Genomic DNA, 26,143 nt, shown 5'->3' on the forward strand with positions numbered 1-26,143 from the left:
ATTAAGCGAAGCATAGGCAGGTTTGGTCGATAAAATATATTTATTTGTATAGTATATTTTGATATATCTGGCTAAGCAGCTTACTTAGTGTCGCCTAGGTATAGCCCTGCGAAACCTTGGCCTAGAATACCACTCCCCTAGTACCTGACTTGGTTTTCTGATAGAATTTTTATGCTATATTCGCGCCGCGTTCAAAATCGCCGTGCGACTGTTGTATACCTGAGCTGTTCGTACCGGAGGTGCTTCCTGACTTTTCTTTTATCTACTGTTAAACTTTTTAGTACACAGCACGGTTAAGAAGTCAAGATTGAAAACACGGCTCAGTTTTTGACAACTGATTTAAAGACATTGCTTTGGAGCTCCCCGCTCCGGCAATTATAGGCATACTTGTTTAAGGTGAGATGTAAGTAAGTTGCCGACTTGCAACCAAAAAACACAACGACACAACCAAAGAGAAGCCATACCTGCTAGGTATGGCTTCTCTTATTTTAGGCTATCTTTCAGCTTATTTAAAAAGCCCTCCGAGCTTGTCTCCCATACCTTTCGGCAGTTTATCGGTCAATCCGCCGCCCAGCATGCCCATCAGATCCGACTGGCTGTTCACGTTGCCGCCTATCTTGTTCATCAGAAACGACACAACGAAAGGCCCCACTTGCTTTGCCACAGACTCGGGTATACCTACTTTAGAAGTTAGATCCCCTATATAATTTTGGATGGTACTGTTCATGGCCGGGCTGTCCTGAGGCGCTTTCTGGCCTTTTAGCATGTTCATGATTCCCCCGGTATCTCCACCCGAAGCCTCCTTCTTCAGCCCCTCCGTCACATGTTCTTTGGCCAGGTCCACCGACTGGTTGGCTTGTCCCGAGTCAAGGTTGAACTTGTCCTGCAGCTCCCCGGTCAGCTGCCCTTTTACGCTGTTGATGATGTTTCCTAACATAGCTTTTACGTTTACATGTTATTTAATTTCAGGCAGCTGGAATTATACCGCTAAGTCCAGCTGTTTCATTTTTAACGTCATTCACCTACAGAAGATATAAAACCACAGGGCATACGCTCTGATCAGGCACTGCTGCGGCTTTGGCAAAATAATTGCTACTGTCTATCACAGTCCTTAATATTTGATACCTTTGCCCGAACAATCCTATGAACATGCGCTACTTAGCCTTTTTAGCTATTATCCTGATTGCCGGCGTAGCCCTGGCCGACACCAAACTCAAGAAGATCCAGATCACTAAGGAGGTCAGCATTATGCTGCCCCGCGATTTCACACCGCTACCAGATGATGGCATTGCCCGTAAGTACCCGGCTGCCAACCGACCAGTGGCCGTTTACTCCAGCCCCAATGGTCAGGTGGACTTCAGCATGACGCAGAAGCGGTCGCAGTTTGGCGCACAGGATCTGAACATGCTTCGTGACGTGTACAAGGCTAACCTGCTGGAGCGCTTCACGAAGGTGGATTTTATCAGAGACGAAGTAGCTACCATCAATGGCCGCGATTACATTGTGTTTGAGTTTGTATCAGTGATGGCCGACGAGCGCTCTGGCAGTCATCTGTCGCCGGTGCAGAAGTATAGCGTCATGCAGTACACCGTGCAGGGCAATCAGTTGATGGTATTCTCCATGCACATGCCGTTTATGATGAAAAACAACTGGCAGGACACAGCCCGTGAGATCATGGGCTCAGTTAGAATAAAAAATTAAAAGCGACTAAACCTATACCTGGTTACTGAGGCCTCTCCTTTCCCGGAGGGGCTTTTTTGTGTATCTTGTGCAAAAGCGAACAATTATACCTATACCTGTGGACTTACTATCTATACACAGCGACGACCATTTTATGCAGGAAGCCTACCGGCAGGCGACCTATGCCTTTGAGGAGGGGGAGATTCCGATCGGGGCTGTGGTTGTGAGCAACAACCGCATCATTGCCAAAGCCTATAATCAAACTGAAAAGCTGAATGACGTAACCGCCCATGCCGAGATGCTGGCCCTCACCGCTGCTGCCGAGTACCTGGGAAATAAGTACCTGCACGACTGCACCCTGTACGTGACCGTAGAACCCTGTGTGATGTGCGCAGGAGCCAGCTATTGGGCACAGCTCAAGCGGGTAGTATTTGGAACACCTGAACCGAAGCGCGGTTATAGAAGAGTCGGGAATCTGCTGCACCCCAAAACCGAAATGGTGAGTGGCGTGATGGCACAGGAGTGTGCCGAACTGATGGCTTCGTTCTTTGCAGCCAAAAGAAAATAACTATCTTTGAAACTCACATTTCAAATGCATACGTACACCTATAAATCTGTACGCATGCTATTTTTTCACACATAAAACCACATAAAACTATGGCTTTCGAATTACCGAAACTACCTTACGCCTATGACGCGCTTGAACCACATATTGATGCGCGCACGATGGAAATCCACCATACTAAACACCACCAGGCCTATACCGACAACCTGAACAAGGCGATCGCGGGCACTGAGATGGAAAACATGAGCATCGAGGAGATCATGCGCAATGTGAAAGAAGACAACAAAGCAGTTCGCAACAACGGCGGTGGTTACTATAACCACAACCTGTTCTGGACAATCCTTTCTCCAAACGGCGGCGGTCAGCCTTCAGGTGAGATAGCTGATGCTATCAACTCTGCCTTTGGCTCATTTGATCAGATGAAAGAGAAGTTCAATGCGGCTGCGGCTACACGCTTCGGTTCTGGCTGGGCCTGGCTTTGCGTGAAAGACGGGAAGCTGGAGATCTGCTCTACACCAAACCAGGACAACACCCTGATGCCATTCGCAGAAGGATGCGGCGGTCAGCCGATCCTGGGCCTTGATGTATGGGAGCATGCTTACTACCTGAACTATCAGAACCGTCGTCCGGACTACATCAATGCTTTCTGGAACGTGGTGAACTGGGAAGAAGTAACCCGTCGCTACAACGAGACGAAGTAAAAGACGCGGGATATCAGCTATCCCTTCAAAACAAGAAAGCCCCACCTCTACAGGTGGGGCTTTCTTGTTTTTGACCTCACAGTGTGCGTAGCTCCTGTGAGAGTCTGTATTTTCCCGTATCGGGCAAGGCATTCACAGGTCTGAAGACACTGTGAGGTCTACCGTTACTTCTTCGCGACCTGCTTCTGCTTGTTATAAGCCTCTACGCCCGCATCGAGAAACTTCACGAAGTTTTCTACGCTTCGGTCATAAGCAACTGGCTCTACCAGCATATTCTCTTTTTCGTCCATCAGCACGTAGTAGGGCTGTGCGTTCACATTGAACTTCGTGATCTGGTAGTCGGCGTATTTCTTGCCAATGGTCTTCTTCTCTTTCCCGTCGTGTTCACTCACATACCATTCGCTCTCAGGCAGCTCTGTTCTGTCATCCACATACAGGGCTGCTATCACATAGTTTTCCTGCAGGCGTTTCAGCACCTCCGGGTGCGACCATACGTTGGCTTCCATCTCGCGGCAGTTCACGCAGCCATGGCCGGTGAAGTCAATGAAGATAGGTTTGCCCTGCTCGGCAGCACAGCGTTTGGCCTGCTCCAGGTCAAAATAGCCTTGCAAGCCATGCGGCAAGTGCAGGAAATCGCCGTATTTAGGCGTCTCGCACAGTTGATTGCCAGCCAGTGTTGCTGTGGTAGTACTTCCTCCCCCACTCTGGCGCACAATAGCATTGAGGTCGAAGTCGTGGGTGGACTGCGGAGGCAGGTAACCAGACAGCGCCTTCAATGGAGCACCAAACAGTCCCGGTATCAGGTATACAACAAAGCCAAACGTGGCAATAGCCAGGAAAAGGCGCGGCACACCAATATGCTTCAGGTCAGAGTCGTGTGAGAACTTCAGCTTACCCAGCAGATAGAAGCCCATCAGTGTGAAGATAACGATCCAGAGGGCCAGGTATACCTCGCGATCCAGGATGCCCCAGTGGTATACCTGGTCGGCAATGCTCAAAAACTTAAGCGCCAGCGCCAGCTCGATAAAGCCCAGCACTACCTTCACGGAGTTCAGCCAGCCACCGGATTTAGGCAGGCTGTTGAGCCACGAAGGGAAAACAGCGAAGAGCGTGAAAGGCAACGCGAAAGCGAGTGAAAAACCCAGCATACCCACCACTGGGCGTACCGTTTCGCCGCCAGCAGATGCGACCAGAATACTGCCCACGATAGGCCCCGTGCAGGAGAAAGATACCAGCACCAGCGTGAAAGCCATGAAGAACACCCCAATGATACCTCCTTTGTCTGCCTGCGCGTCTACCTTCGTCAGGAAGGAGCTGGGCAGCGTGATTTCGAACATGCCGAAGAAGGACATCGCAAAAATGATGAACACAGCGAAGAAGATCAGGTTAGGCAGCCAGTGTGTGCTGATGAAGTTGGCGCCGTCGGCTCCAAACAATTTGGCCACAATAGTACCCACCAGGGTATAGATAGCAATAATGGAGAAGCCATAGAGAAGGGCTTTGAAAATAGCCTGCCCGCGATTGGCGCTGCCATTGGTGAAGAAGCTCACCGTCATCGGAATCATTGGGAATACGCAGGGCGTCAACAAGGCACCAAGACCAAAGACAAAAGCAACCAGCATGAATTTCCACAGGCTTTCTGCACCCTCTGCCTCACCGGTTTCACCGGTAAGAGCCGGCGTTACCACATCACCCGCTCCGGTCGAAGCAGTATCGCTGAATGGGGCTACTTCAAGAGACTCTGTTTCCATAAGCGCCGTATCCTCTCGCACCGTCTCCGGGAGAGAAGTATCGAGTCCATCTGGGGCTGTGGCTTGGGTGGTAGCTTCTTTCGGGGACTTCTCCAGCGCTGCAGCCGATGTCTCCACCGGCACCGTAGCAGGCGTAGCGGCTCCACTGGCTGCTGGTACTTTTATCTGGGCATTGGTAAAGGCAAAGTCATCATCAAACGGAATACACTTGCCATCGACATCAGTACATACCTGATACTCGTAAGAGCCTTTTACAACCAGGTCAGGCTGCAGCACCTTGATCTTCTGTCTAAACTGGGCCGTGCCGACAAAGTAGGTATACTCCCCCTCCCACAGGTCATCGTATTTCTTCTTCGGATTGATGGGCTTGATCTTACCTATCAGCTGGTAAGAAGGATGCTTAGTGAACTTAAACTCCGTCACCATCGGCCCCAGGTCAGGGTCGAAATCAGAAGAGTAGAGATACCAATCCTTGTCTATCCTGACATTAAAAATGAGCTCGACTTCCTCGCCCACTTTTACTTCCTTTTTGGAAACATCGTAGCTCCAGGAAGCAGGCTTCAGCACCTGTGCCTGCACCATTTGTGCTGCAAAGGTCAACAGGACCACAAACAGCCAGTGAAGGCGAAGCGTCAGCCTCAAGTTATTTCTCATAAGGGTATGTCTAGTTAATTCATTAAGATCAAAGAAGCCCGAAAGCCTCACTACAAAAGTAGAGATTTTGATCGAAAGCCCCATCTGTCTGGCAGCATCGATCCAACCTCAAAGACAGATGACAAGCTATTGCCCTCAAATGCCGCTCCTGGTGCTATGAATAACAGAAAGTAATAGCAGGTAGTTTCTAAACGCACTGCCAGGCTGTTAGTTCACTTATACACCCACAGACTACAATTGTATGCTTGCATACTAAAGCTCTGGTAATCAATACCCTTACACTCACCCTGTAATTCATACCGTTCACGGATATAAAGAGCTTCATTGGCCAGACGGGGAATTTTAAGAGTCCTCAAAACGTATATTTTATATCGGATTATTTACAAAACTTACATTCAAAACTATGAATACAAACTTTCAGCCACAGGAATTCACCACCATCAAAACTGTTTGCGGCAAAGAACTTAATTTCACTTTCAAGGCGATCAAGCTTGCACGCGACGAGAAGCACAACTTTCATATTGTGTACCGCACTTTCTCAGACGAATTTATTTACTCCTTCTGCAATCCCTTCCTCGATACTTCTTCAGAGCATGTTTACAGAATGATCTCCGAAGCAGAGGCTAAGGCTATCTTCATGCCCCTCCTTTCGCCGGAAAATGCCCGCGAGTTGTTCAGCACCGCCCAGGCACCCGCCATGCAGGTTCAATACTAACCACCTGAAGATGTATCAACAAGAAAAGGTGCCCTGTGGCACCTTTTCTTGTTTTAAGACAAAGCCCTGCAAGACTATGCTACGATGCCAGCTGCATGTAATCTTGCCAATAGCACATACATATATAGTAAAACCACGTATTTTAGCTTAATTTTACGCAGCCGGAAGCAAACCGCGCCGTAACACGCTATGATTTTAAACATCCTACTCACTATATTTCTGGTATTGCTTAACGGCTTTTTTGTGGCGGCGGAGTTTGCGATCGTGAAGGTGCGTGCTTCACAAATTGAGCTTCGGGCGCAGGCCGGCAGTTCTATGGCCAGGCTGGCCCAGCACATGCTCACCCACCTCGACGCCTATCTGTCGGCTACTCAGCTCGGCATCACCCTGGCATCGCTCGGTCTGGGTTGGATCGGCGAAAGCGTAGTGTCACAGATCGTGATCAATGTGATTAATTTCTTTGGCTTCCAGGGCAGTGAGGCACTGGCCCACAAAATAGCTCTTCCGATCTCTTTCGCCATCATCACGGTGTTGCACATTGTGTTTGGTGAGTTGGCGCCCAAGTCGCTGGCTATTCAGCGGTCTGAAGCCACGACGCTGGCCATTACGCTGCCGCTTCGCTTTTTCTACTACCTCTTCCGACCTTTCATCTGGGTTCTCAACGGCTTTGCCAACCTGGTGCTTCGCTCTATGGGTATTCGTCCCGTGCATGGCTCGGAGGTACACTCCCCTGAAGAACTGCGCCTGCTCTTTGAACAAAGTGCGGAGGGCGGATTACTAGTCGACTCTCAGCACGAGCTGCTCGAGAACGTGTTTGAGTTTAACGAGCGCATGGTGAAGCAGATCATGGTACCGCGCACACGCATGGTGGCCATTGATGTGAACATTCCCGAGCCGGAACTGATGGAGCTTATTTTTGAGGAAGGCTACTCGCGTCTGCCTGTCTACGACGGCTCCATTGATAATATTGTAGGGGTACTCTATGTCAAAGACATCCTGAGCCTGATGCGCCTGGGTGAGCCGATCATCATTGAAAAGCTGATGCGCCCGGCCTATTTCGTGCCGGAGACGAAGAAGATCCCACGCCTCTTGCAACAGTTCCAGCGTCGCCACATGCACATGGCCATCGTGACTGATGAGTTTGGCGGTGTGTCGGGCATCGTGACAATAGAAGACATCATTGAAGAACTGGTAGGCGAGATACAGGATGAATACGATGAGGAGGTTCCGATTGTGGAGCGCCTGAGCGACTTTGAATACCGTGTCAATGGCGCCGCCCCTGTGTCAGACGCGAACGACTACCTGCCTTTTGCGCTGCCTGAAGGTGAGGACTATGAAACAGTAGGCGGCTTTGTGACCATGATCTACGGCCACATACCAGAAGATGCAAATGAGGTAGCGGAGTTCAATGAGTACGCGATCCGGGTGCTGGAAAAATCTGACCGCCGTGTGGAGTGGGTGCTCTTTACGATCAGGGACGACTTCCGATCCCAAATAGAACCGCAAACCGAGGAACCAAACTATTAAAAACGAAGTCTATACTGCACAGGTATAGCCTTCGTTTTTTTATACCTCCGGATTGGTAAACCAGCCGCTGTACATCACATAGTTATTGGCCACTTTATCCAGGCCATCGATCTGCTCCTGACTCAGCTGTTTTACCTTTTTGGCAGGTATACCGGCATATATAAATCCCGACTCGCACACGGTGTTCTCCAGCACAATAGCACCCGCCGCTACGATGCAGTTCTTCTGCACCAGCGCATTGTCCATCACAATAGCTCCCATCCCGATCAGCACATTGTCCTCCACGGTACAGCCATGCACAATAGCATTATGCCCGATCGACACGTTGCTGCCGACGGTGGTGGCGGCTTTTTGGTAAGTGCAGTGAATCACGGCACCGTCCTGGATGTTGGTTTTATCACCAATCCGGATCGCATTCACATCGCCCCGGATCACGGCATTAAACCACACAGAGCACTCACGGCCCATCACCACATCGCCCACGATCGTAGCATTTTCGGCCACAAAGCAGTCCTCGCCCATCTGCGGACTTATTCCTTTTACAGGTAATATAACTGGCATATTCTAAATTAGAAAGTTTAAGAGTTTGAGAGTAGAGAAGTTGAAAGGTTAAGCATTTCGTAGGGACAGGTCGCGACCTGTCCGAATCGTGCATCGGCTACACCTGTTTGAATCGTACCTGAACAACAATTTAACAACCCAACCATTTAACAATTTAACCTTCCAGCAATTTAACCATTCAACAATTTATCAATTTAACAGCCTCTTCCACGTTCCTTTGCTCAGGTTGTATTTGAGGGTGCTTGGCAGGGCTTTCCAGAAGTACTTGTTTATTTCTACGGCGAAGCTGGGTTGCATGTAGCAGTTGATGGTGCAGCCCTCGCAAGCCGGCAATCGTCCCTCTAACTGCTTCAGTTCCTCCACCTCCTGGCTCAGGTATAGCTCGCCCAGATTACCTTGAATCGGAAAGCTTTTAGTGCCCAGGTGGTAGCAAGGCAATACCAGCTCGTTTTCAGGAGAGATGACCAGCGTGGTGCTGGCTGCTTTGCAAACCGGATCTGCTACCTTGTTTCCTCCGTCGCGGCGCAGCTGCACAAAGCCCTCGTTCAGGTATACGCCCTTGCGCTTCCCAAAAGCTGTCAGGTAGTCTAGTTCATCATCCGTGAGCTGCTCCCCTACTGCCACGTCATTATACTCAAAGGCAGGGTTGATGATCAGCATCAGTTTGTTGGGCTGCGTGATGCTCCGGTATACCTCTTCGAGTTGGTCCAGATTGTGACGGAACACCGTGAAAAGAATATCCGGTCGCTCACCCAGCCGCTTTGCCACTTGTATTGACTCCATCACAAAATCATAGCAGGCCACGCCACGTCCGGTATCGTGCTCCTCCTTGTGAGCAGAGTCCAGTGAAAAGTGCAGCATATCTATCTTGCCTTTCAGTCGCTCCGCCAGCTTAGGGTAAAGCATTCCGTTGGTGGTGAGCGTGGTGATGAAGCCCATGTTGTGCGCCATACCCAGCATCTGATCGATCTGGCGGTGCAGCAAGGGCTCGCCGCCCGTGAAGTCGATCACCTGCACCCCAAGCCGCTTCAGGTCCTGCAGGTTCTGCTCCACATCCTCCAGCGTAATGTAGGGCGAAGGCTTCTCCCAAATGTCACAAAACGAGCACTTTGCGTTACAGCGGTACGTAACGTAGTAGTTGCAAAGCACAGGTTTCGATCTCAGGCGCATCTGGTAGAGAGTTGTTCACTCAAAATTAAGGATTCTGCCGGAGTATCAGGTATACAAGTAGGCTGGATACTGAAATACCTGATTATAAAAATAGCTAAATTGTCTGAATCCGGACAGGTCGCTAACTATCCCTACGAAGGCATACCTATCCAATTCCTAAACTCTCAAACTATTTAACTTTCTAACTTATGAAAAGACAAAACATTTCTTCTGGCGCTGTATGGGAAGATATCATTGGGTATAGCCGTGCTGTGCGTGTCGGCAGTGTAGTGGAGGTGGCGGGCACTACGGCTACTGAGGGCGATCAGGTAATTGGTGTAGGCGATGCCTACGAGCAGACCCGGCACATTCTACAGAAGATAGAGAAGGCGCTGCAAGAAGCCGGCGTCACGATGCGGCAGGTGGTGCGTACCCGTATCTATGTGACTGACATCAGCCAATGGGAGGCTGTCGGTCGTGCTCATGGTGAGTTCTTCAGCGACATCAAACCAGCCTCAACCATGGTAGAAGTGCGGGCACTTATCAGGCCGGAGCAACTCGTAGAAATTGAGGCTACAGCTATACTGAGTGCAGAAGGATAAACCGATTAACCGAAGTGCTATACCTGATGTAGTGACTGGAGCACGCGATAAAAGCCCACATTAACAGCCAGCAAAACAAAGGAATAGTACCATAATTTAATACTGAATACCCTATATTTACACGGTTACGTACTAAAAGGCTGTTGATTATTCGTTATACCTGTGCCGATTTGGCTTCGGTATAAAATCTAGAAACTAATCTTATAGCTATGAAAAATTTAGTGCTAACTATATTTGCGCTGGTCGCCCTGAGTACGGCGGCACAGGCGCAGTTTTTAACCGGAGGTCTGAAGGCTGGTGTGGGCTCCTCCAGTGTAAGTGTACACGATGTGACCAGTAACCCTGCTGAGTACGCAAAAAAAGAATCTGTGACCAGTTACCATGCCGGTGCTTTTGCCCGCGTCAATATCCTGGGCTTTTTTATACAGCCTGAAGCTATTTTCACGCAGACCGGCGGACGACTGGAGTCTAATCCCAATACCTCCATTACAAACCGTGTATCCGACATCAAATTTAACCGGCTCGATGTGCCCATTATGGCTGGTATAAGCATCGCCAACCTGGTTCGTATACAGGCGGGACCGGTCGCCTCCAGTCTATTGAGTGCACGCCAGGAGGGACAGAGCATCAAGAGCTTTATGGAAGGCTCTGACTGGGGCTATCAGGCAGGTATAGGTCTTGATATACAGCGCCTGACCGTAGATGTGCGTTACGAGCGCATCAGCCGCAATTATTCAGATCCGTCCATGCAGAGCAACTATGACCTGGCTAACGAGCAGATCTTATTGAGTTTGGGGCTGAAGCTGTTTTAGGTATAGCCATCAGTTTGAGAACAAAACTATTTCAAACAGAACAGCCGGTGCAGGATATACCTGCACCGGCTGCTCTGTTTAGCAGCATACCTGTTAAGGCTGCGTTATGTACATTTCGGCGCCCGGACCAATTGGCAGACCAATCATGATCCAGATGATCAGCAGCACTACCCAACCGATAAAGAACACGATCGAGTAAGGAAGCATCGTTGAGATCACGGTGCCTATACCTGCGTTCTTGTCGTAGCGCTGTATGAAGGCTACGATCAAGGCGAAGTATGACATCATTGGCGAGATAATGTTGGTTACGCTATCGCCGATGCGGTAGGCCACCTGCGTGAACTCCGGCGAATAACCCAGCAGCATAAACATCGGGATGAACACCGGTGCCATGATCGCCCACTTGGCCGAGGCCGAACCCATCACGAGGTTGATCACAGCCGCCACCAGGATGAACATGATCATCAGCGGAATCTCGCTCAGGCCCATCGTCTGCAGCACATCGGCTCCGTTGATCGCCAGGATCAGGCCCAGGTTGGTCCAGTTGAAGTAAGCTACGAACTGCGCCGCGAAGAACACGAGCACAATGTAAGATCCCAGCGTCTCCATGGATTTAGACATACCACGCATCACGTCGCTGTCGTTTTTGATAGTTTTGGCGCCTATACCGTAAGCGATACCGCCAATAGCAGAAAGCAGGAAGATAAAGGCTACGATACCGGACATGAACGGCGAGTTCAGTACCTCACCTGTTTCAGGATTGCGCAGGTAGCCATCTTCGGGCAGCAAACCGCCCAGTACAAAGGCAATAGAAGCCAGAATAGCCAGTGAAGCGTAGAGCAGGCCGCGCTTTTCCTGTTTGTTCAGGCGGTCGATGCTCTGGGGCTTTTCGTCGCCGTTGTACTCCCCTAACCGCGGTATCACGATTTTTTCGGTTACCCAGGTACCCAAACCCGCCACCAGGAAGGTAGAAACGAACATGAAGTAATAGTTCGCCGCCGGGTTTACGGTATAGTCGGCATCAATAATACGGGCCGCCTCTGTAGATAGACCGGCCAGCAGCGGGTCGATGGTACCCAGCAGCAGGTTGGCACTGTAGCCACCTGACACACCGGCAAAAGCAGCCGCCAGACCTGCCAACGGATTACGGCCGGCCGCCAGGAAGATCACCGCCGCCAGCGGCACCAGCAGCACGTAACCCACTTCAGAAGCTGTATTGGAGATAACGCCTGCAAAAACGATCACGAAAGTGAGCAAACGCTTCGGCGATGACAGCACCACCAGACGCAGCACCGCACCAATCAGACCTGTGCCCTCGGCTATACCTATACCCAGCAAGGAAACGAGCACCGTGCCCAGCGGAGCGAAGTCGGTAAAGTTGGTCACCATGCGGGTCAGGATCATGTGCAGTCCTTCTGTGGAGAGCAGGTTAACCGGTGTTATGGTATTGCCTGTGCCCGGGTGCGTTACCGCCAGGTCGAACAAACTGGCTACCCACGACAGGATGATCACGAGCAGCGCAAAGCCTGCAAAGAGCGTGGCAGGGTGCGGCAGGGCATTACCGATGCGCTCCACGATTGACAGGAACTTGTCAATCCCTGACTTTTTTTTCTTGATTTGCGTCATATAAAGGTTTTTTAGATTCCCGCCAATGCAGCACTTGTTCAGGTACAGGTGCCGGGCAGTCAAGGCCATAGCAAACGGGGTTCCGAAATTGCCCAAAATTTTGCAGCCTCGCAAATTTTAGCAAAAAGCCATACCTTCGTTTATCATCAAAAATTGCTTTACCCATGATCACACCACTACAGCCCGGCGACAAAATCGCTATCATCGCTACCGCCCGTCTTATCAGCCACGAAGAAATTGCCGCCGCCATCGACATACTGAAGGGCTGGGGGCTGGAAGTGGAAGTTGGCCCTACAGTGGGAGCACAGTATGGTGTGTTTGCCGGCGATGATGCCCTGCGTCTGCAGGACCTGCAGCAGGCTCTCGACCGCCCCGACATCAAAGCGATCATTTGTGCCCGCGGCGGCTACGGCACCACCCGCATCCTCGATCAGATAGACTTCAGCCAATTCCAGAAACACCCGAAGTGGATCGTTGGCTTCAGCGACATCACCTCCCTCCTTTGCCACATCCACAGCCTGGGTATAGAAAGCGTGCACGGCATCATGCCTCTGCTCTTCCCGAAAGGTACAGAAGAGGCACTGGACAGCCTGCGTCGTGTGCTCTTCGGCGAGGAACTCAGCTATAGCACCGTCCCTCATGCCTTTAACCGCACAGGTATAGCCGAAGGCCAACTGATAGGCGGTAACCTAGCGCTCCTGCACAACGTTTCGGGCACCAGCTCCGACTTCACGACCAAAGGCAAGATCCTGTTTCTGGAAGACGTGGACGAGTACCTCTACAGCATCGACCGCATGATGGTGCACCTTGACCGCGCCGGTAAGCTCAAGGACCTGGCAGGTCTTATCGTCGGCCACTTCAGCGACATGAAAGACAATGCCATTCCTTTTGGCAAAGACGCTTACGAGATCATCGCCGAACACACCGGCAAGTATGATTACCCCGTTTGCTACGGCTTCCCGACCGGCCACGAGCCGGATAATCTGGCGCTGGTTTGCGGGAGAAGAGCAAGGCTGGAAGTTGAGGAGAATGGGGTGAGGTTGGAGTATGTTCATTCTGTCTAACTGCATAGTCCAGCCAATCACACTTTATGTATAGGATAATCTTACTTTTTTTAGCTCTCTTTAGCTTAGGCTGCAGCACAGGCAGAATTGCGTCAACCGCTAATACGAAACCCAATGAAACGATCGTATTTGGAAAACTTGCGCTCGATAGTAGCCGGCCGCTGGCGAACGAAAAAATAGTGCTGCACTTTAATGAACGGCTTTGGGGAAAGCATACCGTTTGGCTGGACGAAAACGGCTATTTTTACATGAAACTCCCGTTAGGCAATCATTTTATTTCGCTGCTTGAATACCGAGATAATATTGGGTTCTATAAAAATTTACCTCCCAACTATATCTCAGTCAATCTCACTGAGCCTGAAAAGGTCTATTACATTGGCGACATCCACTTGACCTGGACACCTGTTGAATTGGCTGATATGCGCCAGAACAAAGGGGTAGTTGGCGCAATAGCAGAAGCAGAAAAGAAGGGTGAATATGTACCCGCTTTGGTTGAATCGTCACAGCAAACAGTCAATTTCTTTAAGCAGAAGTTTATTGGCAACCAGAAGGAGATCGTGACTGAACTCGTAACAATAGAATAGCTTTGCTTAAAGCAAGGCCAAAGTAAATTATACTGATAAGTAAGCAGCTTATATTATAGACCAAAACATGCCTACCTGGGTTGTAGCTTTTATTACGCCGCCTTATCAACCCCCTTGGCCCGCACCTGGTTGTAGTAATTGCAGATCCCGTTCAGCACACACTTCTCGCACCTCGGGTACGACCAGGTACAGATCTTCTGTCCGTGCTTGAGCAGGTGTTTATGGAAGTTAAAAAGCACCACGGCATCTTTGGGCAGCATGTCCAGCAGGATGTCATGGGCTTTATTAGCGGTTACTTTGGCTCCGATCAAGCCTACCCGCTGGCTCACCCGAAACACGTGCGTGTCGACGGGGAGCACCGGCTTTTTGAAGTTGAACAGCAGTACCAGCGTAGCTGTTTTCAGTCCCACACCCGGCAGGCGTGTCAGCCAGGCCAGCGCCTCCTCCACAGGCATCTCCTCCAGAAAATCGATACTGAACTCCCCCCGCTCCTCTTTGATGATGTGCAGCGTCTGCTGTATCTGCGGCACCTTCTGTCCCGGGTAGCGGGTCGTGCTGATGGCATCGGCCAGATCATCAAAGGGGGCATTCATCACCCCTTCCCAATCACCGAAGCGCTCCATCATGGTATAGAAGGCCTTCTCCTCGTCTCTGTGGTTGGTGCGGTGCGAGAGCATCGTCGAGATGAGCTCGTGCATGTGGCTGCGACGCGGATCGAGCTTCAGGGGTTTGTACTCCTGGTTCAGCAGCTCGTGGGTGATCATTATTTTGTCTTCAGCGGGTAGTTCATATCCTTCCATTGCTCACTTGGGTTAGCCGGTTCTTAATAAACGGCTTTATGCAAATGGCGTTTCCCATCAAATAAGCTGAACAGGGCTAACGTACATGTCCGAACATTTATGCAGGAAAATTGTAATATCTTACAACAATTTATTTCAATTACCGCTATACCTGTAGTCTTAGCCCAAAACGGCATTAACTTTCATTCTATGCAAATTAAATTCTTAGGAACAGGAGGTGCCTTTGACATCGATTACCTGAACTCTGCCGCTTTGGTGACGGTGCGGGAAAAGTGTGTATTGATAGATTGTGGCTTTACGGTATACCAGACGCTGGTGCATAAAAACCTGCTGCATCGGGTGGATCATATCCTGCTCACCCACCTGCACAACGACCACTGTGGTAGCCTGGCCAATCTGCTGCTGCACAAGCATGTGGTAGAAAAAGCTCCAAAGCCAACCATCCTGTACCCAACAGACCAGTTCAAGGCGCAGGTATACGAGTTCCTGAAAATCCAGGTGAAGGACCCGGACAAGTACGTTGAGTTCGTTCCGCTTGATCGCTTTGAGGGTATAAAGGTCGTTGATACCTATGGTCTGCACTCAGAGGGCTTGCAGTCATTTGCTTACATTTTTGAAGAGGAAGACAACCGCATCGTATACTCAGGCGATCTCGGCAAGCCCGATGTGCTGTTTGACAAACTGAGCCGCATGCCTTCGCTGCCCACCTGCGTGTACCACGACATAACCTTCAACCCCGAAAACACGGGCCATACCTTTTACAAAAAGCTGCTCCCCTACATGAACGGCGTTGAGATGTTTGGCTACCACTGTGACCCTACTCAGAACCCGGGGGACAACCCGATCAGGCTGGTGTTTTACCAAAAAGACCTTTTGGCTTAGAGCATTTAATAAAAGCTTGTATCCAATTAGGCAAAACATGTGTATCAATTTAAGGTTAATGCTGCAGTACTGCACAAAACCAGTTGGCACATGACGTTTACAATGACTTTTCGCTCTAAGCATAAGCTGCCTTTCATGCGCAGGCCACTGCACATGACTTACATGGGTGTTTTCATGGCTTTCCTGGCGTACACAGGCTTTACCACGCCCGATCTGCTCAATTGGCTCCTCGAAAACTCCCTCACACTCTCTGTAGTAATCATACTGGCTGCTTTTTACAATATCTTCCGCTTCACCGACACCAGCTATACCTTAATTTTTTTGTTCATGATGCTGCACGTGTACGGCAGCTATTACCAGTATGCTGACAACCCCTTTGGTGAGTGGATGAAAGAGCAGCTTGACTTCCGGCGTAACCACTACGACCGCATCGTGCACTTTGGCTTTGGCTTGCTGCTCACATACCCCATTTATGAAATTGCAAGACGCGGTTTTAGTCTGAGTGTGTTCCTGAGCAGTGTGCTCACGCTGTCACTCGTTCTGTCACTGAGTGCCGTGTATGAAATTGTGGAGTGGATCGTGGCAGACCTCGTGTACGATGGAGACGAGCAAGGCATGGCCTACCTGGGCATGCAGGGCGATATCTGGGACGCACAAAAGGACATGGTACTCGCCTTTCTGGGAGCCAGCATAGCCATCGGGTTTGCTATTGTGCTCCGCAAGCGCCCAACTCCGTCAGCTACCGGAAACTAGCCGCACAAAAAAAGCCAGCTATACCTGAGGTATAGCTGGCTTCTCTATAAATTCTCAAATGATTATAGTTCACCGCGTTCTGCAGCTTTCTTCATTTTCTCGTTTGCAAAGATCGCGATCTCTACACGACGGTTTGCCTGACGGCCAGATGCTGTGGAGTTGTCGGCTACCGGGTGGTCAAATGCCCAGCCCTGCGTTGTGATACGGTTACGGGCAACTCCCTGCTGGGTAGCATAGCTCGCTACGGACTCAGCACGACGCTCCGACAGACGTTGGTTTAGCTCACGGCTACCGGTGTTGTCTGTATGACCCTCGATGATCACATTGGTGTCTTCGTACTTCTGCAATGTAGTGGCCAGTTTCTGAATGTCAGCCTGTGCATTTGGGCGAAGTTCAGCAGAGTTCACATCGAAAAGGATGCCTGAGTCGAAGGTGATTTTGATACCCTCACCTACACGCTCAACCTTCGCATTTTCCAGGTCACGACGCAGCTCTTCAGCCTGCTTATCCATACGGCGACCAATCAGGGCACCGGCCGTACCGCCCACGGCAGCACCTATAATGGCACCCGCCGCTGTGTTACCAGCTACTTTACCAATTACACCACCTACTACAGCACCGCCACCAGCACCGATGGCACCGCCTTTGGCCGTACGACTGGCATTACAGGATGTGAATAAGAAACCGAATACGGCCAGCACTAAAAAATAAATTCTGATATGTTTCATGTTCTTGTTTTTTAATTTTCAATTATAGTTGTCAGATTAAGCCCTTAATACTCAATATGTGTTAAAATGTTGTATCCGGATATAGCAGTTGAACGGGCTATCTATTACAAGACACTACAGATCAACACGTTGCTAACGCCTCTTAACTAACTACATTAGACAAACTATATACGTAAACCAACCGGAGAATATTCAAAAGTCGCCTGCAGGTGGCGCTGGCAACCTGCATAGCGTGTTTTTAGTTAAAACATACTGCACAAAAAAGCGCCTGTCAGGTATACCCGACAGGCGCTTCAGTACAGGTACTATATCTTATACCTTATTTTATTTCACCGCTTTCGGCAGCTTTCTTCAGCTCCTCGCTGGCAATGATGATGATCTCTACACGGCGGTTCTGCGCACGGCCTTCAGCTGTCGTGTTGTCAGCAATCGGCTGGTCAAAGGCATAGCCTTTTGCCTGCATGCGCGATGCGTCTACTCCACGGGTGCGGGCATAGTTGGCAACAGCCTGCGCACGACGCTCTGACAGTCCCTGGTTCAGCTCACGGCTACCGGTGTTGTCTGTGTGGCCTTCGATGATGATGTTGGTGCCTTCGTATTTCTGCAATGTGTTTACCAGGCCGTCAATGTCTTTCTTAGCACTGGCGCTCAGTTCAGCAGAGTTCACGGCGAACAGGATGCCCGAGTCAAAGTTGATACGGATAGCCTCGCCCACACGCTCGATCTTGGCGTTTTCCATACTCTTCTCCAGTTCCTCGGCCTGCTTATCCATACGGCGACCGATAACGGCGCCTGTGGCTCCACCCACGGCAGCACCTATAATGGCACCCGCCGCTGTGTTACCCATGCGGTTACCAATAATACCACCTACTACAGCGCCGGAGCCAGCTCCGATGATACCGCCCTTAGTGGTTTTATTCATACCTGTCTTCTCTTCGCCGGTAGTGGAAGTTTCGGTTCTGTTACCTGTCGTAGTTGAAGTGTCGCCTGTACCAGAAGTAGTCGGACGCGTAGTCTGGCAGGAAGTGAACAGCATGGTTACAGCCAGCATAGATGTCAACGATAGTTTTACTAGTTTCATAGTCTTAATAAATTTGAAAAATGGTTTTTGGTTGATAGTAGTATTAATTATACTTAGTATTTGTGCTTTCGCAATACTAATGCCAAACTTAGGCACAATATTGTGCTTTACCCAAACTATTACTTTCCTGAGCTGAAAAAGTTTGTTTGCACCCGCTCAGCTTATATTTTGTCGTGTTTGAGTGCCACCAAAAAAGCCTGTCAGCGACACTAACAGGCTTTTCTGCTCTATTATTTTAGTCCAATCCGCTTATGCCGATTTGGCTGCTTTCTGCGTTTTGGTTGTTCCGTTTTTTTCCTCTGTGGCAGGCATGATCATACCCAGCAGGTCTACCAGGCGCTGCTTCAGTTCCTTGCGGTCCACGATGAAGTCCAGGAAGCCATGCTCCAGTACGAACTCCGCACTCTGGAAGCCTTTCGGCAGGTCCTTCCCGATCGTTTCTTTGATTACACGCGGTCCGGCAAAACCAATCAGTGCTCCCGGCTCGGCAATGTTGAAGTCGCCCAGCATGGCATAAGATGCCGTTACACCACCCGTTGTAGGGTCAGTGAGCATCGAAATATAAGGTAGCTTTTCCTCCGAAAGAAGTGCCAGTTTAGCAGAAGTTTTGGCCATCTGCATCAGCGAGAAGCCAGCCTCCATCATACGGGCACCACCTGACTTAGAGATCATCATGAAAGGCGTGCGTGTCTTGCGGGCATGGTCGATAGCGCGGGCAATCTTCTCGCCCACCACAGAACCCATAGAGCCACCAATGTAGGCAAAGTCCATACAGGCGATGGTGATGTCCCTGCCACCTGACTTACCATAGGCAGTGCGCACGGCGTCCTTGAGACCGGTCTTGCGCTGTGTCTCAGCAGTGCGCTGCGGGTATGGCTTGGAGTCCACGAAGTTGAGCGGATCGCCCGAGGTCATATCCTCGTCCATCTCCGTAAACTTGTTGTCGTCGAACAGGATGGCGAAATATTCCTTTGAACCAACACGGTCGTGGTAGTTGCACTTCACGCAGGTCTTCAGGTTTTTGCGGTGCTCGGACATGCTAGTCACTGTCTTGCAATCCGGGCACTTAAACCACAAGCCGTCAGGAGTTTCTTTTTTCTCCTCTGTCGGTGTGATAATTCCTTTTTCTACTCGTTTAAACCAAGGCATCATAATCGTATCGGTCGTGCGTACCGCACATTAAATGGTTGTTCTGCCATACTCTTCTTTACCAACTCTGGGCAGATTTGAGCACAAATATAGCCTGCTTCGGATTACTCACAAAGGAGCGACTCCAAAGCAGGCTGTAAAATTAGTTAATAATCAGCAGTTCTGCTACAGATTAGGCAAGTGTAATATCGTTGGCCAGGTATACGTCCTGAATCGCGTTCAGCAGCTCCACACCAACTTTCATGTCTTTCTGGAACGCTTTACGGCCAGAGATCAGGCCCATACCGCCTGCACGCTTGTTAATTACGGCTGTGCGCACGGCATCCGCCAGATCCGACTCACCCTTAGACTCGCCTCCGGAGTTGATCAAACCGGCACGGCCCATGTAGCAGTTTGCCACCTGGTAGCGGGCCAGGTCAATTGGGTTGTCAGAAGAAAGCTCAGAATACATCTTCTCGTGTGTCTTGCCGAAGCCGATCGCTTTGAAGCCACCGTTGTTCTCAGGAAGTTTCTGCTTGATGATGTCCGCTTGAATCGTTACGCCCAGGTGGTTCGCCTGTGCTGTCAGGTCAGCTGCTACGTGGTAGTCAGTACCGTCCTTCTTAAAGGCGTTGTTGCGGGTATAGCACCACAGGATCGTGGCCATACCAAGCTGGTGCGCTCTTTCGAAAGCCTCGGCCACCTCAATGATCTGGCGCGAAGACTCCTCTGAGCCGAAGTAGATGGTAGCCCCCACGGCAGTAGCGCCCAGGTTCCAGGCTTCGTCCACAGAGCCGAACATGATCTGGTCATATTTGTTCGGGTAGGTCATCAGCTCGTTGTGGTTGATCTTCACCACAAACGGAATCTTGTGCGCATACTTTCTGGACATCATCGCCAGGTTACCAAAGGTTGTCGCCACAGCGTTGCAGCCACCTTCGATTGCCAGCTTGATGATGTTCTCAGGGTCAAAGTAAATAGGGTTTGGAGCAAAAGAAGCACCTGCGGTGTGCTCGATGCCCTGGTCAACAGGCAGAATGGACAGGTAACCCGTACCTGCCAGGCGGCCATGATTGAAAAGCTGCTGCAGGCTGCGCAATACCTGCGGGTTACGGTTTGACTGGGAGAACACACGGTCTACAAAGTCAGGGCCCGGTGCATGGATCAGGTCCTTAGAGATTGTTTTGCTTTCATACTGAAGCAGATTTTCCGCTTCAGAACCAAGTAAGGAAACGATGTTATCGTACGACATTTTTTAAATAGTTTTTAATAAAAGGGACGTATTGAATTGCAGGACAAATATATAATGCTTTTTGAATACTTCAGAAAATATCATGGCTGCTCATGCAAGTGGTGCGTTGCTGCCTCCACATACCGTTTCCGCCCTCAAAATGTTGCTCTAATTTCAGCACTAAATTCACCTGCCTTATACCTCCAAACTACCCCTGCACCAGCTGCTCCAGGTATAGATGAGATCTTAAACCTAACCGAGGCCGCTACTCGTTATACAATAAACTAGGTATAAGCAGATTAAGCATCAAGAACATGGAACACAAACTTATTAGGAACGCCTGGCTGCCACTCCTGCTACTGTTGGCAGGTATAGCGGCATGCTCGTCTTCCACTCAGATCATGGGGTCCTGGAAGAGCCCCGAAATTGAAGCGCAGAATTATCAGCGGGTAGTGGTGGCTGCCCTTACCGATAACGTCCTGGCCCGGCAGGAAGTGGAGAACGACCTGCAGACGCAGTTGCAGATGAGAGGTATTCAGGCAACCCGCAGTATCGATTTGTTCCCGCCATCTGCTACCGCTAAAGCTGGACCGGATGTAAACCTGCTCATAGAGCGCATCAGGGAAGATGGCCATGACGCCATCCTGACAGCCACTCTGGTAGACGAGCAAACTGAAACCCGCTACGTGCCAGGCAATATGGGGTACCGCCCGATGTCGCGCTTTGTATGGTATGGCAGCTTCAGGGGTTATTACAACTACTGGTACCCTACATTATACGACCCCGGCTACTACACCGAAGACAAAGTATACTACCTCGAAACAAATCTATACGACGTCAACTCTGACCGACTGGTATGGTCAGCTCAGTCTAAGTCGCACAGCCCCCGCAGCCTGCGCAAAGCCGCCAGCCAGTTTGCTGAGCTCACCGTCCAAAAGATGGCTGAAGACAATGTACTTCCCTCTGTTGTAAGGCAATAAAAAAGGCGCTTCATGGAGCGCCTTTTTTATGTCAGCCAGGTATAGCTTTATTCGTTGTACAGCACGTGTAGCACCGTTTGGCCCACGGCCTTCAGGGTGTTCTTGCTGATGATGTCCATTGTGTCGGTGTGGCGGTGGTGATACGGACCGAAGTAATCATCCTGATCTGCCAAGTTGTACTCGATGATGTCGATCATGCGGATGCCGGCCACTGTGTTCACGTAATAGTGGTCGTCGGTAATGGCCGGGGCGTTCACATACTTAAAGTAATCGGAGTAGCCGAGGCGATTGCCGGCACGCCATACCTTGTCCACGATGTTGCGGGCATACTGCATGGAGGTGCCTTCGCGGGCAAACTTGGCGTTCTCGGCTCCCACCATGTCGAGCAGTATACCGTAGTTCGCCTTGTAATTCGGCTTATGTTTGTTCTTGCTCCAATACTGTGACCCCAGACACCAGTCGTCCTGCATGTATGGATGCTCACTGTCATCAGGACGGCCATAATCTTCTCCGTCAAAGAAAATGATGTCAATGCCTACATCTGGCTTCTGCTCTGCCGCCTGTATGGCACGGGCGATCTCGAGCAGCACGCCTACACCGCTGGCTCCATCGTTGGCACCGTCAATCGGCTTGTTCTGATTTTGCTCGTCTTTGTCGGCAAAGGGGCGCGTATCCCAATGCGCAGCCAGCAGTACACGCTTAGTTGCATTCGGGTTGATGGTACCGATGATGTTGCGCAGGTTCAGCATCGTACCGTCAAAGGCACGCATCTGAAAGGCCTGCACCTGCACCTCGGCGCCATAGCTGCGCAGCGTTTCAATCAGCCACTCCCCCGTTTTGTAATGCGCTGCCGTGTTCGGCACACGCGGTCCGAAAGCCACCTGACGATCCACAAAATAGTAAGCAGAATCCGCGTTGAACTCAGGTGCCTGCACCACAGCTTCTTCCACCTCTGTCGTTTCTACACGATCGGTATTGCTTCCGTTTTCAGAAGAGTCGCAGCTGTTAAGCCCCATGGCGCTCAGCAACAAGACGGCCAGTAGCTTCATATTATTCTTCATAAGCCCAGTCAATTCCGGTTTTCAGGTCCTTGATCACGATACCCTGCTTCTTCAGCTCGGCACGGATGGCATCTACCTTATCATAAGCCTTATTCTCTTTTGCCTCTTTGTAAAAGCCGAGCACCAGCTCCAGCATCTTTTCCATGTCAGCAGTCGGTTCATCTTTCAGCCCAAGCACGTCGCTCACCAGTTCGGTATAGGTCGTGCGGATGGTATCGAAGGTGCCACGTGTCAGCGCCCCGATCTGCAGCTGCCCCAGGTATAGACTGTTGATCTTCTTGAGCAGGTTGAAGAGCGAAGCGATCGTGCGGGCCGTGTTCAGGTCGTCGTTCAGGCCGCGGAAGCAATCCTCTGTCAGCTTCAGCAGGTCCTCGTTCAGCTTTTCGTCCGGTGTAGCCGGTTGCTCTGGGTATACCAGTTTCTCGAGCACGCGCATCCCGTTCATCAGCTTTCTATACCCTTTCTGGGCGGCCTGTAGCGCCTCGTTGCTAAAGTCGAGGGTACTGCGGTAGTGCGCCTGCAAGATAAAAAAGCGGATGGTCATCGGGCTGTAAGCCTGCTCCAGCATTTTGTGCTTGCCGCTGAAGAGCTCGCTCAGGTTGATGAAGTTGCCCAGTGACTTGCCCATCTTCTGCCCGTTCACGGTAATCATGTTATTATGCACCCAATAGCGGGCGGCGTCGCTGTGGCTGTGGCTGGCCTGGCTCTGCGCAATCTCGCACTCGTGGTGCGGGAACATCAGGTCAAGTCCGCCACCGTGAATGTCGAAGGTCTCCCCCAGGTACTTGCGGCTCATGGCCGAGCACTCGAGGTGCCAGCCCGGGAAGCCGTCGCTCCAGGGCGAAGGCCAGCGCATGATGTGCTGTGGTGATGCTTTCTTCCAAAGCGCAAAGTCGAGCGGCGAACGCTTTTCCTCCTGCCCTTCAGTGTCGCGGGTATTACTCAACAGGTCCTCAATGATGCGACCCGACAGCTTGCCGTAGTTGTTGTTTTTGTGATACGCCGGCACATCAAAGTATACCGATCCGTTCACCTCATAGGCCATGCCGTTCTCGAGTATCTCCTGTATCATCTGAATCTGCTCGATGATGTGGCCCGAAGCACGCGGCTCTATATCCGGCGACTTGGCATTGAGCGTAGCCATGTCCTGCTGGTACACATTGGTATAGTGCTGCACTACTTCCATCGGCTCCAGGTGCTCCAGCTTTGCTCTTTTCTGGATTTTGTCTTCGCCTTCGTCGGCATCGTTTTCAAGGTGGCCCACGTCGGTGATGTTCCGCACGTAGCGTACTTTATACCCCAGGTATTTCAGGTAGCGGTACAGTACATCGAAGGTAACGGCACTGCGGGCATGGCCCAGGTGCGGCTCGCCGTATACGGTCGGCCCGCAGACATACATCCCCACAAAGGGTGCGTGCAGCGGTTCGAACAGTTCTCTTTTGCGCGTGAGCGTGTTATACAGGTTCAGTTTGTGTTGCATGGTATCGGTATGCATAGCATGCGCAAAGGGCATGCCTTCTGTTTATACTTGATTATCCTGGTGAGCCCTAAGGCCAACCAAAGTTCAAAACTAAAAAATTATACCTTCAGTCTCTTACTCCTCTTTCGGCTTGATGACATAGGTTGCCGAGATCGGAAAGTGGTCGGAGAGCGGCATTTCGTAATGTGTTTTAAAATCGTAAGCCTCCAGCCCTTCGCTGAAGAACTGATTATCAATACGCAGGAATGGCAAAGGCCCGTTGTAAGTGGCGCCTACTCCATTACCGGCTTTCTCAAATGAATTATTCAATTCGCCCACCAGTTGACTGTAGGTATAGCTGAACGGAATGTCGTTGAAGTCACCTGTGACAATAACCGGATAAGGCGAAGTCTTCACATGGTCGAGCAGCTGCTGTACCTGCATGGCCCTGGCCCTAAAGCCCATTCGCAAACGGCGGGCCAGGTTGCGGCTTTCCTTCCGGAAGCTTTCTTCATCGCCAATTGCCGAATACGTATTTTCAATATCCTCCGCCTTAATACTCATTGATTGAAGATGTACGGCGTATACCCTGACAGTATCTCCTTTCACATTGATATCGACCCAGGCGGCCCGGTTGGCGCTGCGCTCCGGCGTGTTCGGGAAGCGGATGGTGTTGCCCCTGACGATCGGGTATTTTGAGAAAATGGCTATACCTAAATCGGCTTTCACACGATCGCCCTGGTAAGTAGAGGCAAACATATGCCGGTTGTAGCGCTTCCCGATCCGGTTGAAATTGTTATATTCTGTCGAGTTGACCCGGCTGTAAAACTCCTGCAGACAGAACACATCGGCAGGGTGTGTGGCTACCCAGTCTACCATCTCTTCCGACACGCGCGGCACGCCTTCCACTATCTTTTCGTAGGCGTTAAAAATATGCACGTTGAAGCTGAGCACCTCCAAAGTCTTGGCTCCTGTAGGTGGCTCTTTGTCCCAGGTGATAGATACAAGCCGGCCATAGTGATTCCAGCCAAGGCCGATGACGGCAAGCGGCAGAAACACATACCAAGAGCGCTTCAACAGCCAGTAGATAAAGAACAGAAAATTAAGCACCAGTGCGCCGGGAAGTGAAAAGGCAACAAAGCCGGCAGGCCAGAATTCGTAGGGTGGCACACGCATGCTCAGCACCCCCAGCAGTAGCCAAAGCACCACCAGGATGTTCAGGATCAGCCAGATTCTCCGGCGTATTTGTTTGAATGTACCTGCCACGGTGGCAAACTTACAAATTATGCTTGTAGGAATATCAAGCCACGGTTCAGAATATATTCAGTGCGGTGGCAATAATGATTTTAATCTGCAGAACTTTTCCAGCACTTGTGCTTGTTACAGAACCGAAGCCCCTCCGGCAGCTGGCATTGGCCACAAAAATGCCGCCCGAAATCTCCAGAAACCATATAATTACAGCGCACTTAAACACATATTGTTGTTTATATAATGTTTTTATAGTAAATTTGTGACATTATTTCCAAGGAGATGAGGGGACGCGAGGTCCCCTTCTTTATTTTCTTTAAATAAATATGGCAATAACGGCACAAAGTATTCGCGCTATGGCGGAAGCCAGCCTTCCGGAAAATGATCTGTTCATCGTGGATGTGGCAGTGTCTGATTCGGCAGTGCGCCCTAAGATAACCGTGCTGGCTGACGGCGAGCAGGGCATCACCATTGACCAGTGCGCTACCATCAGCCGCCGCGTCAATTCAAAGATCGCAGAGACGTATGGCGAGGAAGTATCTTATGTGCTGGAGGTAAGTTCACCGGGAGTGGATTTTCCGCTCACGCAGCCGCAGCAGTTTAAGAGAAATATCGGCCGTAACCTGAAGCTGAAAATGCAGGACGGTACTGAGAGAACCGGTAAGCTGGAAGAGGTAACCGAGACAGGTATAAACCTGACAGAAGAAATCAAACAAAAAGGCAAAAAGGCAACGTATGAGCCTGTGCAAATACCTTTCGGGGAGATTGTAAAAGCAAATGTTGTAATATCTTTTAAATGAT

At 50.5% G+C, this 26,143-nt stretch carries 26 protein-coding genes; 13 read left to right on the top strand and 13 right to left on the bottom strand.

The features are described from left to right. Window positions 1-505 precede the first annotated feature (505 nt). Window positions 506-937 (bottom strand): hypothetical protein, encoded by a 432-nt coding sequence (locus tag AC5FXQ_RS04085; protein ID WP_493601212.1) that lies wholly within the window; start codon window positions 935-937, stop codon window positions 506-508. A 212-nt stretch (window positions 938-1,149) separates the two neighbouring features. Here AC5FXQ_RS04085 and AC5FXQ_RS04090 point away from each other — a divergent pair, with 212 nt between their 5' ends. The 3 genes from AC5FXQ_RS04090 (at window position 1,150) to AC5FXQ_RS04100 (ending at window position 2,946) form a co-directional block, all read left to right on the top strand. Beyond that, entirely contained in the window at window positions 1,150-1,701 is a 552-nt protein-coding gene (locus tag AC5FXQ_RS04090) for a hypothetical protein (protein ID WP_493601213.1), read from the top strand. 97 nt (window positions 1,702-1,798) lie between these two features. Continuing rightward, complete coding sequence (locus AC5FXQ_RS04095) at window positions 1,799-2,248, top strand: nucleoside deaminase (protein ID WP_262502671.1); 450 nt, start codon at window positions 1,799-1,801, stop codon at window positions 2,246-2,248. Window positions 2,249-2,337: 89 nt separating this feature from the next. Then, window positions 2,338-2,946 carry a superoxide dismutase gene (locus AC5FXQ_RS04100; RefSeq protein ID WP_493601214.1) on the top strand — a complete coding sequence of 203 codons (609 nt, stop codon included), beginning with the start codon at window positions 2,338-2,340 and terminating at the stop codon, window positions 2,944-2,946. 164 nt (window positions 2,947-3,110) lie between these two features. Here the strand turns inward: AC5FXQ_RS04100 and AC5FXQ_RS04105 are convergent, their stop codons facing one another. Further along, the gene (locus tag AC5FXQ_RS04105; RefSeq protein ID WP_493601215.1) at window positions 3,111-5,351 is read right to left on the bottom strand and encodes a protein-disulfide reductase DsbD family protein; all 2,241 of its coding nucleotides are present in this window, start codon (window positions 5,349-5,351) and stop codon (window positions 3,111-3,113) included. A 403-nt stretch (window positions 5,352-5,754) separates the two neighbouring features. On the opposite strand from AC5FXQ_RS04105, the gene AC5FXQ_RS04110 reads away from it, so the two are divergent. Together AC5FXQ_RS04110 and AC5FXQ_RS04115 are read left to right on the top strand one after the other, a co-directional pair. Next, window positions 5,755-6,066: a hypothetical protein gene (locus tag AC5FXQ_RS04110; protein ID WP_493601216.1), complete on the top strand. Its 312-nt coding sequence runs from the start codon at window positions 5,755-5,757 to the stop codon at window positions 6,064-6,066. Window positions 6,067-6,255: 189 nt separating this feature from the next. Beyond that, window positions 6,256-7,593 carry a hemolysin family protein gene (locus AC5FXQ_RS04115; RefSeq protein ID WP_493601217.1) on the top strand — a complete coding sequence of 446 codons (1,338 nt, stop codon included), beginning with the start codon at window positions 6,256-6,258 and terminating at the stop codon, window positions 7,591-7,593. 39 nt (window positions 7,594-7,632) lie between these two features. Here AC5FXQ_RS04115 and AC5FXQ_RS04120 read toward each other — a convergent pair whose 3' ends face one another. Further along, window positions 7,633-8,154, bottom strand: coding sequence for a gamma carbonic anhydrase family protein (locus tag AC5FXQ_RS04120; RefSeq protein WP_493601218.1), 522 nt, complete (start codon window positions 8,152-8,154; stop codon window positions 7,633-7,635). Between the two features lie 189 nt (window positions 8,155-8,343). After that, window positions 8,344-9,324, bottom strand: a complete 981-nt coding sequence (locus AC5FXQ_RS04125; RefSeq protein WP_493601219.1) for a radical SAM protein — start codon at window positions 9,322-9,324, stop codon at window positions 8,344-8,346. 188 nt (window positions 9,325-9,512) lie between these two features. On the opposite strand from AC5FXQ_RS04125, the gene AC5FXQ_RS04130 reads away from it, so the two are divergent. Both AC5FXQ_RS04130 and AC5FXQ_RS04135 read left to right on the top strand, forming a co-directional pair. Next, on the top strand, window positions 9,513-9,905 hold the full coding sequence (locus tag AC5FXQ_RS04130; protein ID WP_493601220.1) for a RidA family protein: 393 nt from the start codon (window positions 9,513-9,515) through the stop codon (window positions 9,903-9,905). A 209-nt stretch (window positions 9,906-10,114) separates the two neighbouring features. Continuing rightward, window positions 10,115-10,717 (top strand): porin family protein, encoded by a 603-nt coding sequence (locus AC5FXQ_RS04135; RefSeq protein ID WP_493601221.1) that lies wholly within the window; start codon window positions 10,115-10,117, stop codon window positions 10,715-10,717. Window positions 10,718-10,810: 93 nt separating this feature from the next. Here AC5FXQ_RS04135 and AC5FXQ_RS04140 read toward each other — a convergent pair whose 3' ends face one another. After that, window positions 10,811-12,343 carry an AbgT family transporter gene (locus AC5FXQ_RS04140; RefSeq protein WP_493601222.1) on the bottom strand — a complete coding sequence of 511 codons (1,533 nt, stop codon included), beginning with the start codon at window positions 12,341-12,343 and terminating at the stop codon, window positions 10,811-10,813. Between the two features lie 164 nt (window positions 12,344-12,507). Here AC5FXQ_RS04140 and AC5FXQ_RS04145 point away from each other — a divergent pair, with 164 nt between their 5' ends. Both AC5FXQ_RS04145 and AC5FXQ_RS04150 read left to right on the top strand, forming a co-directional pair. Then, complete coding sequence (locus AC5FXQ_RS04145) at window positions 12,508-13,407, top strand: S66 peptidase family protein (protein ID WP_493601223.1); 900 nt, start codon at window positions 12,508-12,510, stop codon at window positions 13,405-13,407. A 26-nt stretch (window positions 13,408-13,433) separates the two neighbouring features. Then, window positions 13,434-13,991 carry a hypothetical protein gene (locus tag AC5FXQ_RS04150; protein WP_493601224.1) on the top strand — a complete coding sequence of 186 codons (558 nt, stop codon included), beginning with the start codon at window positions 13,434-13,436 and terminating at the stop codon, window positions 13,989-13,991. Between the two features lie 92 nt (window positions 13,992-14,083). Here the strand turns inward: AC5FXQ_RS04150 and AC5FXQ_RS04155 are convergent, their stop codons facing one another. Continuing rightward, entirely contained in the window at window positions 14,084-14,791 is a 708-nt protein-coding gene (locus tag AC5FXQ_RS04155) for an endonuclease III domain-containing protein (RefSeq protein WP_493601225.1), read from the bottom strand. 189 nt (window positions 14,792-14,980) lie between these two features. Here AC5FXQ_RS04155 and AC5FXQ_RS04160 point away from each other — a divergent pair, with 189 nt between their 5' ends. Both AC5FXQ_RS04160 and AC5FXQ_RS04165 read left to right on the top strand, forming a co-directional pair. Then, window positions 14,981-15,673 carry an MBL fold metallo-hydrolase gene (locus tag AC5FXQ_RS04160; RefSeq protein WP_493601226.1) on the top strand — a complete coding sequence of 231 codons (693 nt, stop codon included), beginning with the start codon at window positions 14,981-14,983 and terminating at the stop codon, window positions 15,671-15,673. Window positions 15,674-15,763: 90 nt separating this feature from the next. Beyond that, window positions 15,764-16,426 carry a DUF2238 domain-containing protein gene (locus tag AC5FXQ_RS04165; protein ID WP_493601227.1) on the top strand — a complete coding sequence of 221 codons (663 nt, stop codon included), beginning with the start codon at window positions 15,764-15,766 and terminating at the stop codon, window positions 16,424-16,426. 62 nt (window positions 16,427-16,488) lie between these two features. On the opposite strand, the gene AC5FXQ_RS04170 is transcribed toward AC5FXQ_RS04165, so the two are convergent. The 4 genes from AC5FXQ_RS04170 to AC5FXQ_RS04185 form a co-directional block, all read right to left on the bottom strand. After that, window positions 16,489-17,154, bottom strand: coding sequence for a YiaD family glycine zipper/OmpA-like lipoprotein (locus AC5FXQ_RS04170; protein WP_493601228.1), 666 nt, complete (start codon window positions 17,152-17,154; stop codon window positions 16,489-16,491). A 319-nt stretch (window positions 17,155-17,473) separates the two neighbouring features. Continuing rightward, the gene (locus AC5FXQ_RS04175; protein WP_493601229.1) at window positions 17,474-18,235 is read right to left on the bottom strand and encodes a YiaD family glycine zipper/OmpA-like lipoprotein; all 762 of its coding nucleotides are present in this window, start codon (window positions 18,233-18,235) and stop codon (window positions 17,474-17,476) included. Between the two features lie 249 nt (window positions 18,236-18,484). Further along, complete coding sequence (accD, locus tag AC5FXQ_RS04180; RefSeq protein ID WP_493601273.1) at window positions 18,485-19,384, bottom strand: acetyl-CoA carboxylase, carboxyltransferase subunit beta; 900 nt, start codon at window positions 19,382-19,384, stop codon at window positions 18,485-18,487. A gap of 172 nt (window positions 19,385-19,556) precedes the next feature. Further along, window positions 19,557-20,615, bottom strand: coding sequence for a class I fructose-bisphosphate aldolase (locus AC5FXQ_RS04185; protein ID WP_299987808.1), 1,059 nt, complete (start codon window positions 20,613-20,615; stop codon window positions 19,557-19,559). Window positions 20,616-20,908: 293 nt separating this feature from the next. Between AC5FXQ_RS04185 and AC5FXQ_RS04190 the strand changes: the two genes are divergently transcribed. After that, window positions 20,909-21,574: a hypothetical protein gene (locus tag AC5FXQ_RS04190; RefSeq protein WP_493601230.1), complete on the top strand. Its 666-nt coding sequence runs from the start codon at window positions 20,909-20,911 to the stop codon at window positions 21,572-21,574. Between the two features lie 47 nt (window positions 21,575-21,621). Here AC5FXQ_RS04190 and AC5FXQ_RS04195 read toward each other — a convergent pair whose 3' ends face one another. From AC5FXQ_RS04195 to AC5FXQ_RS04205, 3 genes are all read right to left on the bottom strand, one after another. Further along, window positions 21,622-22,635 carry a M28 family peptidase gene (locus tag AC5FXQ_RS04195; protein WP_493601231.1) on the bottom strand — a complete coding sequence of 338 codons (1,014 nt, stop codon included), beginning with the start codon at window positions 22,633-22,635 and terminating at the stop codon, window positions 21,622-21,624. After that, entirely contained in the window at window positions 22,625-24,115 is a 1,491-nt protein-coding gene (cysS, locus tag AC5FXQ_RS04200; protein WP_493601232.1) for a cysteine--tRNA ligase, read from the bottom strand. Before cysS ends, AC5FXQ_RS04195 begins: the two co-directional genes overlap by 11 nt. Window positions 24,116-24,229: 114 nt before the next feature. Continuing rightward, window positions 24,230-25,360 carry an endonuclease/exonuclease/phosphatase family protein gene (locus tag AC5FXQ_RS04205; RefSeq protein WP_493601233.1) on the bottom strand — a complete coding sequence of 377 codons (1,131 nt, stop codon included), beginning with the start codon at window positions 25,358-25,360 and terminating at the stop codon, window positions 24,230-24,232. A 308-nt stretch (window positions 25,361-25,668) separates the two neighbouring features. On the opposite strand from AC5FXQ_RS04205, the gene rimP reads away from it, so the two are divergent. Next, window positions 25,669-26,142: a ribosome maturation factor RimP gene (rimP, locus tag AC5FXQ_RS04210; RefSeq protein ID WP_237717832.1), complete on the top strand. Its 474-nt coding sequence runs from the start codon at window positions 25,669-25,671 to the stop codon at window positions 26,140-26,142. The last annotated feature ends 1 nt before the right edge of the window (window position 26,143 follow it).

Source organism: Pontibacter sp. LHS1 (assembly GCF_058932855.1).